General features: G+C 60.6%; 22 protein-coding genes and 1 tRNA gene. 12 read left to right on the top strand and 11 right to left on the bottom strand.

Annotation, left to right across the window (positions count from 1 at the left end):
• Positions 1 to 57: 57 nt before the first annotated feature.
• Positions 58 to 1,563 (bottom strand): CmpA/NrtA family ABC transporter substrate-binding protein, encoded by a 1,506-nt coding sequence (locus ACO08A_RS05970; protein ID WP_422040264.1) that lies wholly within the window; start codon positions 1,561 to 1,563, stop codon positions 58 to 60.
• A gap of 370 nt (positions 1,564 to 1,933) precedes the next feature.
• Between ACO08A_RS05970 and ACO08A_RS05965 the strand changes: the two genes are divergently transcribed.
• A complete protein-coding gene (locus ACO08A_RS05965; protein WP_422040263.1) occupies positions 1,934 to 3,898 on the top strand; it encodes a sigma 54-interacting transcriptional regulator in 1,965 nt (654 codons plus the stop codon).
• 2 nt (positions 3,899 to 3,900) lie between these two features.
• Here the strand turns inward: ACO08A_RS05965 and ACO08A_RS05960 are convergent, their stop codons facing one another.
• A complete protein-coding gene (locus ACO08A_RS05960; RefSeq protein WP_422040262.1) occupies positions 3,901 to 4,530 on the bottom strand; it encodes an ANTAR domain-containing response regulator in 630 nt (209 codons plus the stop codon).
• Between the two features lie 534 nt (positions 4,531 to 5,064).
• Positions 5,065 to 5,154: transfer RNA gene (locus ACO08A_RS05955), tRNA-Ser, on the bottom strand.
• 264 nt (positions 5,155 to 5,418) lie between these two features.
• On the opposite strand from ACO08A_RS05955, the gene ACO08A_RS05950 reads away from it, so the two are divergent.
• Together ACO08A_RS05950 and msrA are read left to right on the top strand one after the other, a co-directional pair.
• A complete protein-coding gene (locus ACO08A_RS05950; protein ID WP_319385731.1) occupies positions 5,419 to 5,802 on the top strand; it encodes a hypothetical protein in 384 nt (127 codons plus the stop codon).
• Positions 5,803 to 5,936: 134 nt separating this feature from the next.
• Positions 5,937 to 6,602, top strand: coding sequence for a peptide-methionine (S)-S-oxide reductase MsrA (msrA, locus tag ACO08A_RS05945; RefSeq protein ID WP_422040261.1), 666 nt, complete (start codon positions 5,937 to 5,939; stop codon positions 6,600 to 6,602).
• Here the strand turns inward: msrA and ACO08A_RS05940 are convergent.
• Positions 6,590 to 6,817 carry a hypothetical protein gene (locus ACO08A_RS05940; RefSeq protein WP_422040260.1) on the bottom strand — a complete coding sequence of 76 codons (228 nt, stop codon included), beginning with the start codon at positions 6,815 to 6,817 and terminating at the stop codon, positions 6,590 to 6,592. The genes msrA and ACO08A_RS05940 overlap by 13 nt on opposite strands.
• Before the next feature lie 12 nt (positions 6,818 to 6,829).
• Here ACO08A_RS05940 and ACO08A_RS05935 point away from each other — a divergent pair, with 12 nt between their 5' ends.
• The 4 genes from ACO08A_RS05935 (at position 6,830) to ACO08A_RS05920 (ending at position 11,437) form a co-directional block, all read left to right on the top strand.
• Entirely contained in the window at positions 6,830 to 7,153 is a 324-nt protein-coding gene (locus tag ACO08A_RS05935; protein WP_422040259.1) for a hypothetical protein, read from the top strand.
• The gene (locus ACO08A_RS05930) at positions 7,150 to 8,640 is read left to right on the top strand and encodes a methyl-accepting chemotaxis protein (RefSeq protein ID WP_422040258.1); all 1,491 of its coding nucleotides are present in this window, start codon (positions 7,150 to 7,152) and stop codon (positions 8,638 to 8,640) included. The genes ACO08A_RS05935 and ACO08A_RS05930 overlap by 4 nt, the downstream gene beginning before the upstream one ends.
• A gap of 152 nt (positions 8,641 to 8,792) precedes the next feature.
• Positions 8,793 to 10,688, top strand: a complete 1,896-nt coding sequence (gene pabB, locus ACO08A_RS05925) for an aminodeoxychorismate synthase component I (RefSeq protein WP_422040257.1) — start codon at positions 8,793 to 8,795, stop codon at positions 10,686 to 10,688.
• A 77-nt stretch (positions 10,689 to 10,765) separates the two neighbouring features.
• Entirely contained in the window at positions 10,766 to 11,437 is a 672-nt protein-coding gene (locus ACO08A_RS05920; RefSeq protein WP_422040256.1) for a DUF2161 domain-containing phosphodiesterase, read from the top strand.
• A gap of 30 nt (positions 11,438 to 11,467) precedes the next feature.
• On the opposite strand, the gene ACO08A_RS05915 is transcribed toward ACO08A_RS05920, so the two are convergent.
• From ACO08A_RS05915 to ACO08A_RS05905, 3 genes are all read right to left on the bottom strand, one after another.
• On the bottom strand, positions 11,468 to 11,833 hold the full coding sequence (locus ACO08A_RS05915; RefSeq protein ID WP_422040255.1) for a VOC family protein: 366 nt from the start codon (positions 11,831 to 11,833) through the stop codon (positions 11,468 to 11,470).
• A 146-nt stretch (positions 11,834 to 11,979) separates the two neighbouring features.
• Positions 11,980 to 12,339, bottom strand: a complete 360-nt coding sequence (locus ACO08A_RS05910) for a Rap1a/Tai family immunity protein (protein WP_422040254.1) — start codon at positions 12,337 to 12,339, stop codon at positions 11,980 to 11,982.
• A gap of 66 nt (positions 12,340 to 12,405) precedes the next feature.
• Positions 12,406 to 13,050: a nucleotidyltransferase family protein gene (locus ACO08A_RS05905; RefSeq protein ID WP_422040253.1), complete on the bottom strand. Its 645-nt coding sequence runs from the start codon at positions 13,048 to 13,050 to the stop codon at positions 12,406 to 12,408.
• Positions 13,051 to 13,245: 195 nt separating this feature from the next.
• Here ACO08A_RS05905 and ACO08A_RS05900 point away from each other — a divergent pair, with 195 nt between their 5' ends.
• Both ACO08A_RS05900 and ACO08A_RS05895 read left to right on the top strand, forming a co-directional pair.
• Positions 13,246 to 13,590: a hypothetical protein gene (locus tag ACO08A_RS05900; protein WP_422040252.1), complete on the top strand. Its 345-nt coding sequence runs from the start codon at positions 13,246 to 13,248 to the stop codon at positions 13,588 to 13,590.
• Between the two features lie 125 nt (positions 13,591 to 13,715).
• Positions 13,716 to 14,036, top strand: a complete 321-nt coding sequence (locus ACO08A_RS05895) for a hypothetical protein (RefSeq protein WP_422040251.1) — start codon at positions 13,716 to 13,718, stop codon at positions 14,034 to 14,036.
• Positions 14,037 to 14,398: 362 nt separating this feature from the next.
• On the opposite strand, the gene pheT is transcribed toward ACO08A_RS05895, so the two are convergent.
• The 4 genes from pheT to ACO08A_RS05875 form a co-directional block, all read right to left on the bottom strand.
• Positions 14,399 to 16,816 carry a phenylalanine--tRNA ligase subunit beta gene (pheT, locus tag ACO08A_RS05890; RefSeq protein WP_422040250.1) on the bottom strand — a complete coding sequence of 806 codons (2,418 nt, stop codon included), beginning with the start codon at positions 16,814 to 16,816 and terminating at the stop codon, positions 14,399 to 14,401.
• A gap of 61 nt (positions 16,817 to 16,877) precedes the next feature.
• Positions 16,878 to 17,531 (bottom strand): phenylalanyl-tRNA synthetase subunit alpha, encoded by a 654-nt coding sequence (locus tag ACO08A_RS05885; RefSeq protein ID WP_422040249.1) that lies wholly within the window; start codon positions 17,529 to 17,531, stop codon positions 16,878 to 16,880.
• 26 nt (positions 17,532 to 17,557) lie between these two features.
• Positions 17,558 to 18,640, bottom strand: a complete 1,083-nt coding sequence (gene pheS, locus ACO08A_RS05880; protein WP_422040248.1) for a phenylalanine--tRNA ligase subunit alpha — start codon at positions 18,638 to 18,640, stop codon at positions 17,558 to 17,560.
• A 554-nt stretch (positions 18,641 to 19,194) separates the two neighbouring features.
• Entirely contained in the window at positions 19,195 to 20,112 is a 918-nt protein-coding gene (locus tag ACO08A_RS05875; protein ID WP_422040247.1) for a LysR substrate-binding domain-containing protein, read from the bottom strand.
• Positions 20,113 to 20,247: 135 nt separating this feature from the next.
• Between ACO08A_RS05875 and ACO08A_RS05870 the strand changes: the two genes are divergently transcribed.
• The 3 genes from ACO08A_RS05870 to ACO08A_RS05860 all read left to right on the top strand — a co-directional run bounded on the left by ACO08A_RS05870 (position 20,248) and on the right by ACO08A_RS05860 (position 21,542).
• Positions 20,248 to 20,385: a hypothetical protein gene (locus tag ACO08A_RS05870; protein ID WP_422040246.1), complete on the top strand. Its 138-nt coding sequence runs from the start codon at positions 20,248 to 20,250 to the stop codon at positions 20,383 to 20,385.
• 198 nt (positions 20,386 to 20,583) lie between these two features.
• The gene (locus ACO08A_RS05865; RefSeq protein WP_422040245.1) at positions 20,584 to 20,946 is read left to right on the top strand and encodes a MerR family transcriptional regulator; all 363 of its coding nucleotides are present in this window, start codon (positions 20,584 to 20,586) and stop codon (positions 20,944 to 20,946) included.
• On the top strand, positions 20,943 to 21,542 hold the full coding sequence (locus tag ACO08A_RS05860; RefSeq protein ID WP_421981344.1) for a short chain dehydrogenase: 600 nt from the start codon (positions 20,943 to 20,945) through the stop codon (positions 21,540 to 21,542). Before ACO08A_RS05865 ends, ACO08A_RS05860 begins: the two co-directional genes overlap by 4 nt.
• The last annotated feature ends 25 nt before the right edge of the window (positions 21,543 to 21,567 follow it).

Raw genomic sequence — 21,567 nt, 5'->3', positions numbered from 1 at the left:
CTTGGTCTGGTTTGACCGGGCGGTGACATGCTCTCACCGCCCGGATCAGGTTCTTGATCAGGTTCGCTTGATGGCAAAACTGTCGATGTAGGCGTCCGGTTCGGCCGGATCGAAGGTTTTGCCCATGATCGTGTGGGACTTGTAGGTGATGTCCGGCGGGGTCTGCCCCATCTCCTTCATGACGGCCTGCGCATCTGTGGCCAGGTAGACCTGTTCGGAGATGTCCTTGAAGTTGATATCCCCTTCAATGTAGCCCCAGCGCTTCATCTGCGAGAGGATCCAGACCGAGAACGAGTGGTAAGGGAACGGATCGAAGTCGATCCGGGTCGGCTCGTTTCTCACCTTGCCGAGACCATCCGCAAAACGGCCCGTGAGTACCTGTTGAACAACTGTTGTGGGCTGGTTCAGGTAGTTCTTCGGCGAGATCGCTTCAGAGATTTCAGGGCGGTTTGACAGATCCTGGGAATAGGCCGTCGCATCCAGGATCGACTTGAACAGTGCAAGGAACGTGTTCGGCGTCTCGTCGATGAACTTCTGGCTCGCGGCGAACGCACAGCAGGGGTGACCGTCCCAGATCTCTTTCGTCAGCTTGTAGATGAAGCCGACACCGTCAAACACGGCACGCTGATTGAAGGGATCAGGGGAGAGATATCCGTCGAGGTTGCCCGCCGACAGGTTGGCGACCATCTCCGGCGGCGGCACCACGCGGATCTGGATGTCCTTGTCGGGGTCGAGCCCGGCTTCCGCGACATAGTATCGAAGCAGGAAGTTGTGCATCGAGTACTCGAACGGAACCCCGAAGGTGAAACCCTTCCACTTGGTCGGGTCCTGCTTGTCGAGGTGCTTGTTTGCCAGGGTGATGGCCTGGCCGTTGATGTTTTCGACCGCCGGCATTGTCCACGGCACCGAGGTCGAGCCGGCACCAACGGTGATCGCAAGCGGCATAGGCGTCAGCATGTGAGCGGCGTCATATTCGCCCGACAGCGACTTGTCGCGCGACACTGCCCAGCCGGCCGTTTTGATGACCTCAACATCGAGGCCGTAGCGCTCATAGAAGCCGAGCGGCTTCGCCATGATGATCGGTGTTGCGCAGGTAATCGGCACAAACCCGACATTGAGCTTGGTTTTTTCGAGTGGCCCCTTGGCATCGATGATCGCCGCCTTCAGCGCATCGAGCGGCACGAATTGCGAAACGGCCGCGAGCGCCGTCGCGCTTCCAACGCCGCGCAGGAATTTCCGGCGGTTCATGTCGGTGCCGAAGATCCCCTTCATGACCGCAGACTCAACGCAGCGCGCGAGCACCGCTTCCTGGTCTTTCCAGTCTACGTCCGGATCGGTATTCGCGATTTCCGGCTCGTCACGCATGTCCGAGTGCGCAACCTGTTGATGCTGCACGGATTGCTCGACGGTTTCCGCTCCCGTCGTTTCCGAGGTGTAAAACCGCGATCCCGTCGCGGATTGCGACATCGCCAGCTGATGTTCATACATCGTGGCGTGCATGCCGCACGGACAGCCGGTCCACAGAATTTCATTCGGGTCAAAAGGATTGCTTAGAGCACCCATGTGAATTTGTCCTTTGACAATCTGGGCGGGTCATCCGGCTTGAACGAAACCGTTATGCCGCCCGTTTGGCCCCCATCGGCCTTGCGCCGCCAAACCACCATCAGTTCAGCTTCGCGGTGAAAGCCTCCCGTCGAATTGACCGCCATTAGCCATGGGACGCTTGAACGAGTTTTTCTTTGCAGGAGCTGTGCCAGTTCGCAGAAAAATAAAAACGGAGAAAAATCAGTGATTTACACCGGTTAAAAACAACGGTTCAATTTTACGAAATTTCATAAATTACGAAATTTCAGAAATTTTATTTACGAAATCTCAAAACATGATCTAGGCTGCTGGGATTAAGTCGTTGTTAAGTCGCCGGAAATTTCGCGTTATGAATGAATCCTTGTTTCTCACGCACGCAAAGCGCGTAAGCCTTTCCGGTGGTCTGTTCGACAACGCGAATTATGCGGCGCTCGTGATCGACCCGATCGAAGACCGGGTGATGATGGCGGCGGAGCCTTGCGCGCGCTATTTCGGCGAAGACGCCGATACACTTCTTCAACGCAGGCCCAGTGAGCTTTTCCGCTCGGTTCTTGCGGAGTTGCATGTGCTGACAGAAGCCTGTCTGATCGGTCCCGGCAGATGGCAATCGGAGTTTCTGCTGAAAACACCGAACGGCCGCACGTACGAAATCGACTGCCACGCTGCTCTTTCGACGCCCGAAGGGCAATCCTACATCACGATGCTGCTGTTCGACGCGCGCCGGCAGCGGAAGCGCATGGCCAGAGCCGAGTTTGCCGCTCTTCACAGGGGAGAGCCGGATGCGGTCCGCAGAGCCGACCAGATGTTCCGGGAACTGGAGCACGGCAACAAGCTCCTGCTCGATGCGGCGGGCGAGGGTATTTACGGCGTCAACAAGCTGGGAGAAACCACGTTCGTGAACCCGGCAGCCGAACGCATGCTCGGCTGGAAGGCGGATGAAATCGTGGGCAAGGTGGCGCATGACGTCATTCACCATTCGCATGCATGCGGAGATGACTATCCCATCCATCAGTGCCCGATCTATCTGGCTTTCAAGGACGGGGAAGTTCACGAAGTGCGCGGCGAGGTCTTCTGGCGCAAGGACGGCAGCAGTTTTCCGGTCGAATACACGTCAACGCCAATCGAGGACGACAACAAGCTGGTTGGCGCCGTTGTGGTTTTCCGGGATATCTCCAGGCAGCAGAAACAGGAGAACCAGCTCCGCAAGGCACTGGCAGAGGTAGAGCAGCTTCGAACCCGCCTTGAAATGGAAAAAGCCTATCTCCTGGACGAACTGGAGGAGCGTCACAACCGGCATGAGATCGTCGGCTCAAGTCCCGCGATCGCGCAGACCGTCGAACAGATCGACCTTGTTGCACCAACGGAGGCGACGGTCCTTATCACGGGTGAATCAGGGACGGGCAAGGAGCTGATCGCGCACGCGATCCACAACGCAAGCCCGCGCCGCGACCGGCCGCTTATCCGCGTGAATTGCGCGGCAATTCCGGCTGAACTGTTCGAAAGCGAGTTCTTCGGGCACGTCAAGGGAGCGTTTACAGGCGCTGTGGCCGCGCGGGCAGGCCGGTTTGAACTCGCGGATGGCGGAACCCTGTTTCTCGATGAAGTCGGTGAACTGCCTTTGGAGCAACAGGGAAAACTGTTGCGGGTCCTTCAGGAACAACAGTTCGAGCGCGTGGGCGACACACGCACCATGAAGGTGGATGTGCGGGTCATTGCCGCAACGAACCGGGAGCTGCGTCACTCGATCATGGAAAAGAGTTTCCGCGAAGATCTTTATTTCCGGCTCGCTGTCTTTCCCATTCACTCGGCACCTTTGCGGGACAGGAGAGAGGATATTCCCCCGCTTGCGACACTGTTCATGAAGCGTGCCGTCGAGCGGCTGAACAGAACGACCGCACCGCAATTGACGGTCGCCAACATAAACCAGTTGCAGGCCTACGATTGGCCGGGAAACATCCGCGAACTCGAAAACGTCATTGAACGGGCGGTGATTTTGTCCAGAAGCGGCAAGCTGGCATTCGACCTTCCCAAGCCGGGTGAAACAGATGCCAGGTCCATAGCGCTTGCGAGTGAAAACCAGGATACGGACCAATTTGCTGATACCCAGGCGGTGGCCGCGCAGTCCATGCAAATCATCACCAGTCGGTCGGATTTGCAGCGCGCCGAGATAGAGGCCATCCGGGCAGCGCTGATGGAATGCGCCGGCAAGGTTTCGGGCCCGGGCGGGGCGGCTGAGCGCCTGGCGATGAAACCGACAACGCTCTATTCGCGGCTAAAGAAACTCAAGATCGATGCGAGAAGTTTCAAGTCTTAGCCTCAGCCCAGGAGATCCTTTGCGGCGATGATCGAGCGGGCAATCTCGGCCAGTGGCGTGTTACGGGTCATCGACAGTTGCTGCATATAAGCGAACGCGTCTGGCTCGCTCAACTCGCGACTGTCCATGACGATCGCCTTGGCCCTGTCGATCAGTTTGCGTTCACTCAAGCCCTGAACCGCCTGATCCCGCTCTTTTTGCAAGCTCAGAAGCCGCTTGTGAACTTCAATTGCGCCGAAGACGCCAGACTGAAGCCTGTCCGCGTTGACACCAAGTGGCTGACAGAACGAGGCGCCCGCCGCGATGGCGTTCGCCACCACCTGAGGGTCGCTACTTTCCGTAATGACGAGAAGGGGCTTGTCGATTGCTTTGGTCAGCTCTTCGATATCCTTGATGTCCTTCGCCGAAAGATCCGTCGTGTAGAGCACCAGCAAGCTGATATCGTCTTCTGCACCCCAGACATCACCGCGCTGCGTGAGGACTTCGGCAACCGATCTCGCAGTCGCCGACACCTGGCAACCGCGATCCGCCATGAAAGACGCGAACAAATGCGCTCGCTCGGGCTGCGCATCAATCAGCATTGCTCTGTGTAACACGGTCGGTTTCAGACGAATATTTACGGTCTCGGCCATGTATCCAAACTGGCTTCCCGCCCGAGTTTTTGCAACCGGTAAAGTCCGGCATGTTTTACCGGGTCTCGGGCCAACGCGGCCTGAAACAAAAATCAACCGGCCCGGCCTCGTTGATTTGATTACGACTTCAAAATGATAAGGGTGATTTAGATTTGCTCATTGGCTGCGTTGCGCCGTTTGCGCGATTCACCGTTTCGCGCTGAACGACGCGCCTGGCCGCAGGAGCAAATCTACGCCATCAAATGATTCCAGCTGAGCTTGAACCGCTGTAGTTTGCGCGAACAGCGACCCATTGAATGGTGCTGCGCCGTGAGCAGGTCAGTGCCGACCGCCTGTGCTGCGTTTTCGGAGTTTCGTTCATTACGCAACAAACGTCCGCTTTCCGCCCAAAGTGGACTTCGTCTACGGCTGCAACCAAACATGCCTGCCGGCAGCAAAGCTGCGAACGATCGGACTAATATTTAGGGGTTAATTTAGGGGCAGGCCACTGACGGCGATTTTAGTTCTTTAAATACAGACGTTTAAAGAACTGAATGGCGGACAGAGAGGGATTCGAACCCTCGATACGGTTGCCCGTATACACGCGTTCCAGGCGTGCGCCTTCAGCCACTCGGCCACCTGTCCGTTCCAGGCTGAACCCGCCTGAGTGCCGCGCAATATACTCAGCCTGATCCCAAGTGCAAGCGCTCAAACGCGTTTTTTTTGGCAGCGTCGAAGGCTGTGGAACAAGCGCGGGATTTCACCTCTGCAGCCGGATGCCCTGCGATATTCCGGACCGGCTTTTTCGATCAAAATCACAAGAATGTGTTGCATATCAATTATTGAACAAGAAATCTGGGCTATTACTCTAAGGACGTTGAGGCACACTTTGTTTTGGAAGTGACCAACGTGTTTGAAACCAAAGGGATATTAACGAAGGGCACCTTGAAAAAGGCCGGTACCGATATGATTAGTATTGTTAAATTTGTTTTTCGCCTGATGGGTCTCGCATTTCTCGCCATCGCCATTATTGCGGGCATTTCCGATGCCAGCACCTCCATTGCTCAGTCGCAGGTTCAGCTTCAACCGCTCGGACAGCTGTTGTTCGGTCTCTTCCCCGACACGTTTCCGATCCTTCAGCCTGCCATCGAACGCCATGTTCATCCGGCGCTTTGGGACCCGGTTCTGCTGACGCTGATGACCTGGCCGGTCTGGGCCGTGGCCGCGCCGCTTGGTCTCGGCTTCCTGTGGATGGGTGCGCGTCGCGGACGCATTCAGCCGCAATTCGCCTGAGGCTCCCAAAGACACGCATTCGTGAACTCACTTGGAAACGGCGCACAAGTACGCCACATTACGGGCAATGCTTGTTACGCCGTTCCCGCTTTTCCTTGTGACGGGGGAGGGTCGGCCTTTCCAGGAGTTTGCCAATGTCCTTCATGACCATGCTCACCAAGAAGTTCTCGCTGCCGGGCAGGGAAGAGGCACTGCCCGGGCGTGACACGGCCATCGTGCCCGGCGAGGCGCATTTCGTGAACGGCAACGCGATGACGGGCCCATATCCCGACGGCATGAAAACCGTGCTTGTCGGCATGGGATGTTTCTGGGGCGCGGAGCGGCTGTTCTGGCAGCTGCCGGGCGTGCATGTCACCGCCGTGGGCTACGCGGGCGGTTACACGGCGAACCCGACCTATCACGAAACCTGCTCGGGGCGGACCGGCCACACCGAGGCTGTCCTTGTGGTCTATGACCCCGACGCCATCGGACTGGAAGACCTGTTGAAGGTCTTCTGGGAAAATCACGATCCGACGCAGGGCATGCGCCAGGGCAATGACACCGGCACCCAGTACAGGTCGGCGGTCTACGTGAATTCCGCAGACGACCTGGCACTCGCACTCAAGACCCGGGACGCCTATCAGGCCGCGCTTTCGAACGGCGGCGTGTCCGCGTCCATCACCACCGAAATCCGCGAACTGGACACGTTCTATTTTGCCGAAGACTACCACCAGCAGTATCTGGCAAAGAACCCGGCGGGCTATTGCGGCATCGGCGGAACCGGGGTGTCCTGCCCGACTGGGATCGGTCAAACGGCCTGAATGTAACACCTGAAGACAGGGCTCGCGGCGGTCTCGCCGTCGCGAGGGCGCGCGTGTTGCCGGGCATCCGGAAATTTGACAGGGAGGTCCGCCGCCTGCGGCGGGCCGTTCTCGTCAATCACGCGAAAAAATCCGATATCTCTTTCGTTTCGCAGCGATAATTCAGTTTTTATTAAAAAAACAGCGAGATCTTCAACACCGGAGAAGGTGTACATGGGGGTCTCGCGATGAGCCGCTTCGCAAAGGGTTTTGCGGCTGTCTATTTTCTGATGTGCAGCGCGGTCGTGCTGACGGGATCCCTTATGCCAAGTGGCGTCGGTCCCGTCGCGGTTTTTGCCAAACCCTGGGGAAAGTCCGCAATCGAGATCGTCGCCGCCGCGGAAGCACCGGTGATCTTCGTGCGGGACGGATCCTGGATCGCGCTGACGGAGTCCTCCGACACCAAATTAGTTAGCCGGCTATACGAAGCGGGAGCCGGATTTGTTGCCTCGAGCGCGGTCGCAATCGCTTGCGCGCGCCTGTCGGGCCTTTCACTGGAGAAGAATTCATGAGCGATATGGCGGTGGGGGTCTCGGGCCTGGATTGCTTTCGGGAGCGGTTTTCCAAGATCGTGATCTATTTCACGTGGTTCAATGTCGGTCTCGTCGCGGTCACGGCGTGGCTGGTCGGCAATGTGTCCTTCGGCATGGTTGCCGGCGGTGCCTTTCTGCTCGGCGCGGCCGCAACGGCCTGCTGGCTGAAATTCGGCGCAGGCGTTGAAACCCGTCTGGCGACGGCCATGTCGCTGGCTGCCCTCGTCGCACTGTTCGTCGCTTCGCTGTCGACACCGGAGGGACAGAACTCGTTCCAGCTCGACGGCCACATGTATTTCTTCGCGGTTCTCGCCATCCTGGCCAGCTGGGTCGACTGGCGCGCGCTGGTCGCCTACGCGGCTGTCGTTGCCGTGCATCACCTGGCGCTGAATTTCATCATGCCCTGGGCCGTGTTTCCGAACGGCGCGGATTTCGCGCGGGTGGTGTTTCACGCACTCATCGTGGTCGCGGAGGTTGGTGCGTTGTGGTGGATGACCAACTCGCTGGCGACCGCGTTCACCGCGTCCGACCAGGCGCGTGAGGAGGCGGAGAAGGCCCAGGCAGAGGCGCTGCTTCTTCAGGAGGAGAATTCCCGCCACACGGATGCGGAGCTTGAAAAACAGCACACGGTCAGCGAGCGTATCGCTGTCTTCCAGCAGGAGATCGCCTCCAAGCTCGATGGTGTCGGGGTCAAGGTCGCGGAGATGCGCGGGTCGGCTGAAGAGCTTGGCACCGTAGCACAGGATACAACCGGCCGTGCGACTTCGGTGTCGGATGCCTCTGAAACCGCGTCGTCGAACGTGCAGATGGTGGCTTCGGCTGCGGAAGAGCTGTCGTCGTCGATTGCCGAAATCTCCCGCCAGGTTGAGCAGACAACCGAAATCGTGATGAAGGCGACGGAAAACGCGCAGACAAGCAACCGCAAGGTCGCGGGACTGTCGGAAGCCGCCAACCGCATCGGCGAAGTTGTCACCCTGATCCAGGCGATCGCCGAGCAGACCAACCTGCTCGCCCTGAACGCGACGATCGAGGCCGCCCGGGCAGGCGAAGCCGGCAAGGGTTTTGCGGTCGTCGCCGCCGAGGTCAAGGAGCTCGCAACGCAGACCTCCAAGGCGACCGAGGAAATCGGTGCCCAGATCTCGGCCATCCAGGCGGAAACGAAAGGCGCCGTTGAATCGATTGGCGCAATCGCGGAAACCATGGACGAGGTCAACAGCTACACCGCCGCCATCGCCGCCGCAGTTGACGAGCAGGGCGCGGCCACCCAGGAAATTTCGCGCAATGTTGCCGAGGCAGCCGACGGCACCGGCCGGGTTGCGGAAAACATTGGCGGCGTGCGCGAATCGGTGGAACGCACCAGCCGATCCGCGTCCTCCATGGCCGACGCGACGGAAGTTCTGGACGCGGAGACATCCGAGATGCGCCACGCGATCGATGCATTCCTGCAGGATGTGGCTGCCGCTTAATCAACCAAAAATGACGTAACGCATAAAATTGGCCGGCTACACTTCAGCCGGCCATTTTTTTATCCTGCGCACAGAATGTTTGACTTGATGCCGCGCGGATGTCATGAGCCGCACTTCGAAAGACAACTGAGCGGTCTGGCACAGGGCAAAAAATGGTCGAGACGTCTGCCTGCATCGGAAATCGGCATGAGGCAACCGAAGGCAAGCTGCTGCCCGGATCGGTCCTGTTGCTCGACCTGTTGAAGCAGCGTTCTGCAAGGCTGTTCGAAAACCCCGTAGACATCGTCACGTGCACCGTATTGGAAGACGTCCCGGCTTGTCTTGAAAGACTGGAGGCCGCGCAGGACGAGGGCCGGTTTGCCGCCGGATTTCTCGCCTACGAGCTGGGCTATGCGTTCGAGACAAAGCTTCAGGCACGTATTGAGCCGTCCGGCGAGCCGCTGCTGTGGTTCGGCATTTACGATCGCGTCCGGGAACTTGAGATCGGGACGGCAAGAGAGCTGCTCGCCAGGGCGTCGCAAGGAGAGGGCGCATCGGTCGAGGCGCCGCGCTTCGACATGGACCGGAGCGCCTATGCGGATGCATTCGGGCGCGTGCGCGACCACCTTGCAAGGGGCGATATCTATCAGGTCAACCTGACCATGCGGGCGCAGCTGTCCCATGCCGGCGCACCTGAAGCGCTGTTTCTGGACCTGATGCAGCGTCAGCCGGTCGAGTTCGCCGCCTTCATCCGGATGAATGACAGATCTGTTCTTTCGCTCTCACCGGAACTGTTCCTGGAACGGCAGGGCGAAACCCTCAGAACCCGGCCGATGAAAGGGACCGCGCCGCGGGGACGGTTCGCCTCGGAAGATGCAAGGATTGCCAGGGACCTTGCCGGCGATCCCAAGCAGCGGTCCGAAAACACCATGATCGTCGATCTGATGCGCAACGACCTGTCGCGCATTGCGAAGACCGGATCCGTCAGGGTGACGAAGCTGTGCGACGTGGAGCGCTACAAGAGCCTTCACCAGATGACCTCGACAATCGAGGCGACGCTTCCCGCAAATGTCGGGTTCCCGGCGATCATCCGGAACCTGTTCCCCTGCGGCTCGATCACCGGTGCGCCCAAACTCAGCGCGATGCAGATCGCGCATGATCTGGAGAGCGGTCCGCGTGGTGTCTATACCGGGTCCATCGGCTGTCTCGAACCCGGCGGTGACTTCCGCCTGAACGTCGCGATCCGGACGCTCGTGCTTAGGGATGATGGCACGGGGCAGGCCGGGACCGGGTCCGGGGTGGTGTTCGATTCCGGTGCTGCACCGGAATATGACGAGTGCATTCTCAAGCTCAAGTTCATGACCGAGGACATCCCGGATTTCGACCTGATTGAAACGATGGCCTATGACCCGTCGGAGGGCTTTCTGCTGTTCGAGCGGCATTTGCAGCGGCTGCAGAAGTCGGCGGACTATCTCGGTTTCCGGTCCGATCCGGAGGCCGTGCGCGCCAAGTTGCTGGGCGAGGCCGCAGATTTCACCGGGCCGAGGCGTGTGCGACTGCTCATGAATGCGGACGGCGAGGTTTCGATCACCTCGACGGACCTGACGCCCGTGGATGAAACCACGGTGTTCAATCTCGTTGTGGCAACGGAAAGAACGCGCGCATCCGACAGGTTCCTCTATCACAAGACCACGAACCGCGCCTTCTACGACGAGACCCGCGCGCGCTACCAGGCCGAGACCGGTTGCCAGGAAGTGCTGTTCCTCAACGAAGACGGTTTCCTGACCGAAGGGAGCTACATGACCCTGTTCCTGAAGAAGGATGGCGTGTTGCTGACACCGGCGCTTCGTCACGGTCTGTTGCCGGGCACATTCCGCGCCGGATTGCTGGAGCGCGGACTGGCGCGGGAGGCCGATCTGACGGAAGAAGATCTGACAACTGCCGAGACGGTGTTTGTCGGCAACTCGGTAAGGGGGCTGGTGCGCGGTCGTCTTCTGGCCACGGTACAGGCGGCGGGCGGCGAGAGTGTGGACGATGGCGAACTCGTCGTTGCCCGCCAGGCCGTTTGAGACCGGCCGCAAAACCTGCTTTGGATGACGCCGTCCCTCATGTTGTCCGCGGGAGCGCACGCGCTTAAGGTCTTGCGATGGGCCGCATTCTGGAAACCGAACTCTATCAGCCTGTCAAAGCGTTTCTCACCGAACAGGGATATGAGGTGAAAGCCGAAGTCGGCGCAGCGGACATCGTTGCCTGCCGGGGGGACGAGGACCCTGTCATCGTCGAGCTGAAGACCGGGTTCACGCTCGGCCTGTTTCACCAGGCCATTGCGCGCCAGTCGGTGACGGACGCCGTCTATGTAGCCGTTGCGCGCGGCCCCGGGCGGCGCTTCCAATCCGCCCTGAAGAACAATCTCAAGCTCGCCAGGCGATTGGGCCTCGGTCTGATCACGGTGCGGCTCTCCGACGGGCTGGTCGAGGTGCATATCGATCCGGCGCCGTATGCACCACGCAAGTCGAAACAGCGCCGGGACCGCCTGCTTAGGGAGTTCGCGAGACGCGTCGGCGATCCCAACACGGGCGGCTCGACACGCGTCATCCTGGTGACCGCCTATCGCCAGGATGCCATGCGCTGCGCGGACCATCTGAACGCCAACGGTCCCAGCCGCGGCGCAGAGGTTGCGAAGGCGACCGGCGTTGCCCGGGCGACCCGGATGATGGCGGATGATCACTATGGCTGGTTCGAGCGCGTCGAGCGCGGCATTTACGGATTGACCCCAAAGGGCAGGCAGTCGCTCGCCGAACGGGACCAGGACGCCTGACACGGTGCAGCGGTCAAATCAGCCTGGGGCTCAGCCCGGCTGGAACAGTTCCACGACATTGCCGGACGGGTCTTCGCACAGGATCTGCCGGCCGCCCGGGCCTTCGACGATATCGTTCTTGAAGCGGACCCCAGCCCCGCGAAGGTCTTCGACCGTTCCGGCAATATCCGCGACGACCACCACAATCCTGCTCCATCCGCCCGGGGCGGGTTTCGAGCCGTCCGGCATCGGCCTGGACGCCGAGGCCGGCGGCCCTGCGACCCACAGCTGCAGGTCGTCCTTGCTCAGGATCGCCATCGCGGGTCCGTATTGCTGCTCGAGCGCAAATCCGAGCTGATCCCGGTAGAAGCACACCGCTTGATCGACATCGTCGACAATGTAGCGAAATGTGGCCATGGCAATCCCCTGCGCAGCGTTTTCAGGCGGTCACGGGGAGAGCTTAGCACACGCGGCAGGTGGTCTGCGAGCGCGGCACACGCGAGGGAGTGAGTTCCATAGATCGGAGCCGGTGCGCCGCTCTCCGGTCATCTGAAACCGGAAGCTCAGTTGCAGGGAATGGCATCTTCCATTGCGCTCAGGAAAAGCCAGGAGGCATCGATGTGTCTCTGCGCCTTGTTTTCGCCGAGATACGCCACGAACAGCTCGACATATTGCTTGTAGGAATATTCGTTGCTGATGCAGATGTTCCACGGGTAGTCGGTGCCGTCCCGTTGCGCCTGCTGTCTGCCGGCTGAAATCTGCGCCAGAGCGCCGACGACATATCCGTAGCAGACATCCTTGCTGACCGGCCGGCCGTACTGGCAGGCCGAGAACAGATCATTGCCCGATAGGGCATGTGCCGGTTTCGCATCCATGAGCGTCACCAGGGCACAGGTCGCCACTGCCAATCCGAATGTCCGCATTTGATCGGTCCCCTCCAAAGCGTTTGTCACACCTCTCTACAGACTGTTGCCGTTGTCAATCGGTGATCACCCGGTTTGCCGCCACGGCACCATCTCCAGCTCCGGCCAGAGATCCTTCATCCGCTTGGCCTTCTCCACGTAAGTCTCTTCATTCTGCTGAGTAAAGTTCGGCACCAGCCGCATGGCAAAGAGGTTCGCCAGGCCGAACGGCGCGTGAATGTCGAGCGTGCCGTCGGCCCCCAGGCGCGCGGCAACCGCGTGTGTGCGGGCCGCATAGGTTGTCAGCGCATCCATGGAGCAATCGAGCGGCCGGTATGGCCGTCCGAAGCGCTGCTCGTACCACAGGTGGACGCGCGCCTGGTTGCGCACTTCGAGCAGGTCGGCGAACTCGGGCAGGGCGTCGTTCATGCGCCTGATGACGTCGTCTTCGGCCTCGTAGGAAAGGTCCTGCCCGTCGAAATAGATGACGTCGAAATCCTTGATACCGTAAAGCAGCGCCCGCCCGGTCAGGACATTCCAGACCGTCTGGTAAAGGCCGCCGGAAACCAGCCAGGCATCGGGCAGGTCGAGATCGCGGATCGCAGCAAGGATCTCCATGACATGCGGCACGGACGCGATCACGTCCTTCAGGTGGGCAATGCGGTCTTCCTCGCGGGCCTGATACGGATCGCCGAATATGGCGGGCTTGCTGGCTCCAGATCGTTGCGTCATTGGATGGTCCTTCTTGCAGGTCGCCGACGCTATCCGATTCTGCTGCCAGGGTCCTGACCCTAAAGCATACGTAGCTTTTACGAGGCCGCCCGGCACAGTTGAAAATGAGTGATCAGATGTACATCCGTCTCTTGCTTGACACACCCGTTTCCGGTGCCATGTTTGAGACGGGGCAGCCAGATCTGGATGGTTCGAATGAAGACATTTTCCGAAGACGTCTCGAAAACCCTGCGTAAATGCATGGTATTGGCGGTCGGGGCTACGGCACTCACCACAGTTTCGGTTCAGGGAGCGACCGCACAGTCAGGCAGGCCCGACACGCGCTCTCTCACCTGTGGACAGGTGCAATCGCTGATCAAGCAGAATGGCGCTGCGGTCCTGCGCACCGGTCAGTATACGTTTGACCGGTACGTCTATACCCGGAACTTCTGCCAGCACGGAGAGGTCACAAACAAGCAGTGGGTGCCGACCAAGGACGTGCGGCAATGCCTGGTGCGTGTCTGTATTGATCCGAATATCCTGAGGTTCAACGACTTCTAGAATGAAACAGTATCTCGTGCCGCCCCGGGATGTGCCGATGGCGGTGCGGGATTGACGCGTGTGAACGAGACAGACGGCCGCCGGACGGAAACGTCCGCCGGCCCGCCGAGTGGGGAGTGTGCCTGATGATCTTCGCCAGACCCTTTTGCGCCGCAGTGGCCGCCATTGGCCTTACGGCGGTGACCCTGATGGCATCCGTGTCCGTGACACATGCGCAGGCGCGGCCCGACACGCGTCAGCTCACATGCGCCCAGGCACAGGCTCTCGTCAAACAGAGAGGCAGTGTCGTCATGACCACAGGTCCGACGACCTTCGACAAGTTTGTCGCGACGTCGAACTACTGCTCGCCTGATGCGAAGATGCTGCGCCCGAAATTCGCACCGACGAAAGACAACAAGAAATGCGCAGTCGGCAACCAGTGCTTCCGGAGCCGGAACTTCCGTTAGGTGATGGACTCATAAATGAGGCGGAAATGGTTTGAGGCGGATTGCTTCTCCTCAAGGAGCGGAAGCGCAGGAAATGTGGTTCATTTTCAAGCCTTTCGCGACGCAGAGGAGGCGCAATCCGGTCAAATCCGAAGGACATGGAAATGGCTTCACCCCGTGGCGTCAGCGTGCTTGACCGGGCAGGAAGCCCGCTCCGCACACCCTTCCTAACAGGATCTCGCCATTTCCCATGCCATTTCAGTCTCATTTATGAGTCCATCACCTAGGCCCCGTTGCGCGGTAATCGGGCCGCACGGCGCGTCGCGCGCAGCGTATTTTGAAGATTCCACTGCGCGCGTTCAGGTTACTCTCTCCGGCGCAGGTCAGCCCCGAAGCGTGCCGCCGGTCGCCTTTTCGACATTGGCGATGATCTTCTTCGCCACCACGTCGATTTCCTCGTCCGTCAGCGTTTTCTGGCGCGGCTGCAGCAGCACGTCGATCGCGACGGATTTCTGTCCGTCCGGGACGCCCTGGCCTTCATAGATGTCGAACAGGGTCACGTCGGCAATCAGGTTCTTTTCCGCACCTCTGGCCGCTTTCAGCACCGTCTCGGCAACAACATCCTGGCCGACGAGGAATGCGAAGTCGCGCCGGACCGGCATCAGGTGGCTGGCGTTGAGCGCGCCCTTGGAGCCGCCCGCCTTTTTCTTCGGTTGCGGCAGAGCGTCGAGGTCGATCTCGAATGCCACCAGGGGGCCTTCGATATCAAGCTCGGCAAGCGTGCGCGGGTGAACTTCGCCGAAGACGGCAAGTGTGTTTTTCGGCCCGAGTTTCAGGCAGCCGGAACGTCCGGGGTGAAACGTCGACGGGGCATCGGTATAGACCTGCAGCCGGTCGACCGGTGCGCCGATCGCGGCAAGCGCGGCTTCCGCGTCGGCCTTTGCGTCAAAGACGTCCACCTCTGCGGAGTTTCCGGACCAGTGCCGGGCGGGACCCTGAAGTTTCGCCGTGCCCCGGCGCACGCCGGCGGCAACCATCTTCTGGCCCTCGGGCGTGTCGCCGTGAAAAACCTGGCCGATCTCGAACAGGGCAACGTCGCCGAAACCCCGGTCGGCATTGCGCTGGGCCGCGGCCAAAAGGCCCGGAAGCAGGCTCGGGCGCATGTCCGACATTTCGGGAGAGATCGGATTGGCGAGTTCGAGCGCAGCGTTGCCGCCGCCGAAAAGTTCGGCCTGGGGCCTTGAGATGAATGACCAGGTCACGGCCTCGTTGAACCCGCGCGCGGCAAGTGCACGCCGTGCCCGGTTGCGCCGGATTTGCCCGGTCGTCAGGACCTTCTGCCCGACGGTACCGGTACGCGGCAGGGGGGTCAGCGGTACCCGGTCCAGACCGATGATGCGCACGATCTCTTCCACCAGGTCTGCCTTGCCCTCGATGTCCGGACGCCAGCTCGGCGCTGCGACCTTGACCGTGTCGCCGCCGCCGGAAATCCAGAAGCCGAGCGATTTCAGCGTCAGGTTTGCCTCGGCGAGTGAAACCTCGACACCGGAGAGACGCCGGATTTCCGAATACGGGAACTCGATAATGTTGCTGCTGTCCGGAACGCGGCCGGCCTGCGTCGTTTCCGACGGCTCACCGCCGCACAGATCGAGCACCATGCGGGTGGCATATTCCAGCCCCGGCATCATGTAGTCCGGATCGACCCCGCGTTCGAAGCGGTAGCGCGCATCGGTGTTGACGCCGAGCTTGCGGCCGGTGGCAGCAATGTCGTCCTCGTCCCAAAGCGCGGATTCGATCAGGACATTCACCGTTTCATCCGTACAGCCCGACGGTTCCCCGCCGAGGATGCCGCCAAGACTTTCCACGGCGTTGTCGTCGGCGATCACGCAGACGGTGTCGTCGATCTCGTAGGACTTGCCGTTGAGACCATCGAGGCTCTCGCCTTCCTTGCCACGGCGGACCACCAGGTTTCCGTGCACCTTGTCGGCGTCGAACACGTGCAGCGGACGGCCCTGGTCAAAGGTGATGTAGTTGGTGATGTCGACAAGGATGTTGATCGGTCTGAGGCCGATCGCCGTGAGGCGATCCTGCAGCCATTGCGGCGACGGGCCGTTCTTGATGCCCTTGACCATGCGCAGTCCGAACGCCTTGCACATCGGCTTCGTGTCGCCGAAGTCGAGCGATACCGAAACCGGGCACGGATAACTGCCGCGGATCTGCTCATGCGAGCGTTCTTTCAGCTTGCCGAGGCCGGCGGCGGCCAGGTCGCGGGCAATGCCGTAGACGCCGGTGCAGTCCGGACGGTTCGGCGTCAGTCCGATTTCGATGACCGGTTCGTCCAGTCCCGCCCACTCGGCATAGTTCACACCGACAGGCGCGTCCGCGGGCAGGTCGATGATGCCGTCATGTTCGTCCGACAGTTCAAGCTCGCGCTCCGAGCACATCATGCCGAAGCTTTCCACGTCGCGGATCTTGCCCACGGACAAGGTGGTGTCCAGACCGGGAATATAATCACCCGGCTTGCCGAGCACGCCGACAAGTCCGGCGCGCGCATTGGGCGCCCCGCAGACGATCTGAACCGGATCGCCTTCGCCGGTATCCACCTTGAGCACACGCAGCCTGTCGGCATTCGGATGCTGTTCGGCTTCCAGGACCTTGGCGATCCGAAAGGGTTTCAGCCGGTCGGCGCGGTTGGTGACCTCTTCGACCTCCAGCCCGATCATCGTCAGCCGTTCGACGATCTCTTCCAGGCTGGCATCGGTTTCCAGGTGCTCCTTGAGCCAGGAAAGGGTGAACTTCATCTTCGGTACTCTTTATCTCTTGCGCGGCGTCATGGGCCGCAAATCCGGTCAATTCGAAAGATCAGTTGCCGAACCGGCCGACCTCGGGCAGCACGGTCGCGTCGCCGTAGCTTTCCGCGAAACGGCGGCCGATCTCGCCGAATTCGCCTGTCCAGCGGCGCACCATGTCCGGCGTGATCTGCTGATTGGTGGCAATCGCCTGTGCGGCTTCCGCCTCGATGCGGTCGCGCAGGATGCCGAGTTCGACCTGGGCCGCGTACTCCGCCCGGTATTTCCCGAGCCATCCCATCGCGACGATCACGACCATGACCAGCAGGGCCGCCGTGCTTGTCAGGCCCGCCCACTTGGCCGTTCCGCCAATGCGCCGGTCGCTGGCGATCAGGACCATCGAGGCAATCGTCAGAAAGGCCACGATGTAGATCGCCTGCAGGAAACTCTGGTACTTTTCGGCCGAGCTCGCTTCGTGATTGGCGCGCAGCGTGGTGATCCGGTCCCGCAGGTAAAGCAGGGCGTCCGCCTCCGTGCCGAGCTTGTCGCGGAAATAGGTGTCGCAAAATCTCAGGCGGCCACGGGACTCGATCTTCTCGGCGCACGCTTCCATGAACGACGTTGGTGTCGGCACGCGCTCGTCTCTGTCTGCCGTCTGGGCGGTGGCCGGCAGGACAGCGCCGAGAAACAGCATGAGGACGAGGGTTAAGCGGGTGATCAATGACATAGACGTTTGCCCCAGGATCCGGGTGATTAGGTGGACAGGCCGCCGAACAGGGTCGGCAGATCAAGCGGACGGAAGCCGTAATGCTGGATCCAGCGGACATCCGCGTCGAAGAAGGCTCTCAGGTCCGGCATGCCGTATTTCAGCATGGCGATCCGGTCGATCCCCATGCCCCAGGCGAACCCCTGGTAGACATCCGGATCCAGGCCGCAGTTGCGGATGACGTTCGGATGGACCATGCCGCAGCCGAGGATCTCCAGCCAGTCATCGCCCTGGCCGATCCTGACCTCGCCGCCGGAGCGGTCGCACTGGATGTCGACTTCCATCGACGGTTCCGTGAACGGGAAGAAGCTCGGGCGGAAGCGCATCTTGATGTCGTCGACTTCGAAGAAGGCCTTGCAGAACTCCAGCAGGACCCATTTCAGATGGCCGAAATGGCTCTCCTTGTCGATCACCAGGCCTTCCACCTGGTGGAACATCGGCGTGTGGGTCTGGTCGCTGTCGCAGCGATAGGTGCGGCCCGGAATGATCACGCGGATCGGCGGCTCCTGCGAGCGCATGGTTCGGATCTGCACGGGCGAGGTGTGCGTGCGCAGCAGCAGGCGTTCGCCGTCTTCCTTTTCGTTGAAGAAGAACGTGTCATGCATTTCGCGTGCGGGATGGCCCTCGGGAAAGTTGAGGGCGGTGAAGTTCAGTTCATCCGTCTCGATGTCCGGACCTTCGGCAATCGAGAATCCCATATCGGCAAAGATGGCGGTGAGTTCGTCGATCACCTGGCTGACCGGATGAATGCGGCCGGCTTCGGCCGGAGACGGGCGCAGCGGCAGGGTGACATCGACGGTTTCGCTGGCAAGGCGCGCCTCCAGGGCCGCTTCCGCGAGGATGTCCTTGCGGGCGCTGATCGCGTCGGTGATCCTGGCTTTCAGCCCGTTGAGGGCCGGCCCCATGACCTGGCGCTCTTCCGGCGTCATCTTGCCGAGCGTCTTCATCTGCTCGGAGATCTTGCCCTTCTTGCCAAGGGTCGTGACCCGGATGTCCTCAAGGGCGGTTTCGGTCTCCGCGCCGTCGATGGCCGCCAGGAGATCGGTTTCTAAAACGTCGAGATTTGACATGCGTGCTCGGTTGTCGGTGCGCGCGCCGCGCGCAGAAATGAAAGTCGGGGTCTTTTAGCGAATAATGACGCTGAATGCCACGGCCTCGACCGCATTATTGCGTGAGCCCCAGGTGAATGGAAAAACGCCGCTTTTCAGGGATGAAAGACCGGGCGCCTCAGCGCATAAATCGTCCGCAGGCCGGACCCTGCAGTTCGGGCACACGCACCGCAAAGGCACGCAAGCGCAGCGAAACTGCGGCGTGGCCCGAGGAACAGCGATGCTTCGTGCGGTCGGTCATGGGCGCAATGTACCTGAAGACGAGGCGAAGGCAAGAGGCAATGGCAGGCTCGCCTCGGCCTGCCGCAGAGAGGCTCTGCGTGATCGTCATTCCGGACAAGCGCAGTGGAAACTGCGCGCCGATCCGGAATCCAGACGTCATTTGCGCTGAAAGCGCACCGATTTTTCGTATCAACCCAAATTGAAGGCGCAGTGCGCCTACTGACATCTGGATTCCGGATCAGCGTTCGGCTCTGCCTCACTTGTCCGGAATGACGACCTTACTCATCCCAAGGCTACACCTCCACCTCGTCCGCGCCTTTGGGCCGTCCGATCGAGGCCTGGAGTTCCTCTGGAAGCCAGCTTTCGAATGCGCTCTTTGCGTTCGTGCGCGGGGCCGTCCTGCCGCTGATAAGCCAGTAGCCGAGCCCCGTTGCCGGGCGCTGCGGGAACGGGGCGATGACCTGGCCGGACTTCACCGCGTAAACGGCAAGGGTTTCCCAGGCGAGAAACACACCCTGGCCGGCGATGGCGGCATCAAGGCAGAGCGAGCCGTCCGAGAAGGTCGGGCCATCCTTCAGGATGCCCTCCTCCAGGCTAAAGAGATCGAGCCAGGTTTTCCAGCTGAACATCTGACCGGGATCGCGGATGATCGGCAGCTTGCCGATATCCGCCGGTTCGCGGATCTCCTCTGCCAGGGCCGGACTGCAGACCGGAAAGACCCGCTGGTTGAGGAGCTTTTTCGCATTGAGCCCGGGGTAGGGGCCGCGCCCGACCCGGATGCACAGGTCGACGTCGCTGGTATCCGGGTCGACGAGGTCGACGGTCGCCTCCACGCGCACGCGAATGCCCGGATGCGCCCTGTTGAAACTCTTCAGGTGCCAGACAAGCCACTTGCCGGCAAAGACCGGAGCGACGGAGATGGTCAGCGCGTCTTCCCGGCCGCGTTCGGTGGTTGCGATCGCCGTGGACAGCGAGGTCATGGCCGTCGTCAGATGCGGCTGCATCGCAAGCATGTGCGCCGTCGGCAGCAAGAGCCGGTTCCGGCGCTCGAACAGCTGCATGCCCAGTTGGGCTTCGGATTTCTGGACCTGCTGGCTGACGGCCCCGACGGTGACACCGAGTTCTTCCGCCGCGCCCTTGATCGATCCGAGCCGAGCGGCGGCTTCAACGGCCCGCAATCCGGAAAGGTGGATTCTGTTGAGGTTCTTCATTTTAGAAAAACTAAATCGAAAATCAGAAGAAGTCGATTTTTTTCAGCAGTAATACGCTATAAATATCCAGCATAGCTAAATTCATAAAAGGAATTTGGCATGCCCAAAAATACAATAAAAAGGAGACTGAAACTCATGATGAAACTGCTTTTACGCCGCCAGACCAAGGCGACATCGCCGTCCTGGTACGATCGGACCGATCCCCTGTCCCATCCGGCCATCCAGCGCATGAGCCCGCGGGAACTCGCGGACCTGCCGTTCAACCGGCGTTGACCCCCGGACCGGCTGAAAGGCCGGTCTCATGAGAAGCCAGACATGTCCGGCCAGCCGGGCAGTCACACTTAACAAGAACAGAAAACGGCGCCTGGACCCTGTCCGGCGCCGTTTCTGTTTTTTGACCGCGAGACGAATTGGCCTTGACCTGGAGTCGCTCCAGACGGGTAAGTTTGCCCCAACCCGGAGAATCTCCTCATGCGGATTTCAGAAGCGTCAACAAGGTCCGGCCTGAGTGTCGATACCATCAGGTTCTACGAAAAGTCCGGTCTTGTGCCGCCGATCGAGCGCGGACCCGACGGCTTGCGGCGCTTTTCGCCGGAAAACGTCGACTGGCTCATCCTGCTCTACTGGCTGCGCAAGACCGGTATGCCGATGAAGGAAATGCGGCGGTTTGCAGCGCTTTACCGCCAGGGCGAGGCAAGTATTGCGGAGCGTAAGGCGGTGCTGCTCAATCATGAAGAGCGCCTCCATAAGCGCCGGGCCGAACTGGACCGCTGCGCGGGCGTGCTTGCCCACAAGATCGCGACTTACAAGAAAATTGAAGGAGAGGTGTCATGAAGATCATTCTCGTCGGAGCGTCGGGCGACGTCGGAAAGGCGGCTTTTGACGAACTTTCCGGACGGCACGAAATCATCACGGCGGGCCGCAACTCGGGCGACGTGCGCGTGGATCTGGCATCGCCCGAGAGTGTCGAGGCTATGTACCGGGCGACCGGTCCAGTCGATGCGGTCGTCTCGGCCGCCGGCGAGGTCGAATTCGCGCGCCTTGGGGACATGAGCGTCGAGAAGTACCGGTTCGGTCTTGAGAACAAGGCGCTTACGCAGGTCGGGCTCGTTCTGGCCGGTTTGACAACGGTCCGGGACGGCGGTTCGTTCACATTGACCAGCGGCATTCTGGATCGGGACCCTGTCCTGATGGGAACCGGGGCCGCGATCGCGAACGGAGCGCTCGCCGGTTTTGTCAAATCGGCGGCGATCGACATGCCGGGAAGCCGGAGGATCAACGTGGTCAGCCCCGGTCTGCTCGAAGTCTCGGCGGAGCAGTACGGTGCCTGGTTCCCCGGCCACGACCTGGTCTCCTCAAGACGCGTCGGCCTGGCCTATGCCAAATGCGTCGAAGGTGCGATCACGGGCCAGGTCGTCACCGTTGACTGATCGCTTTGTGTCATCGGCCCACCGC

This window comes from Roseibium sp., from assembly GCF_965232425.1.
In the GTDB taxonomy this organism is placed as follows: domain Bacteria; phylum Pseudomonadota; class Alphaproteobacteria; order Rhizobiales; family Stappiaceae; genus Roseibium.
This window is presented reverse-complemented; position numbering and strand designations above follow the sequence as displayed.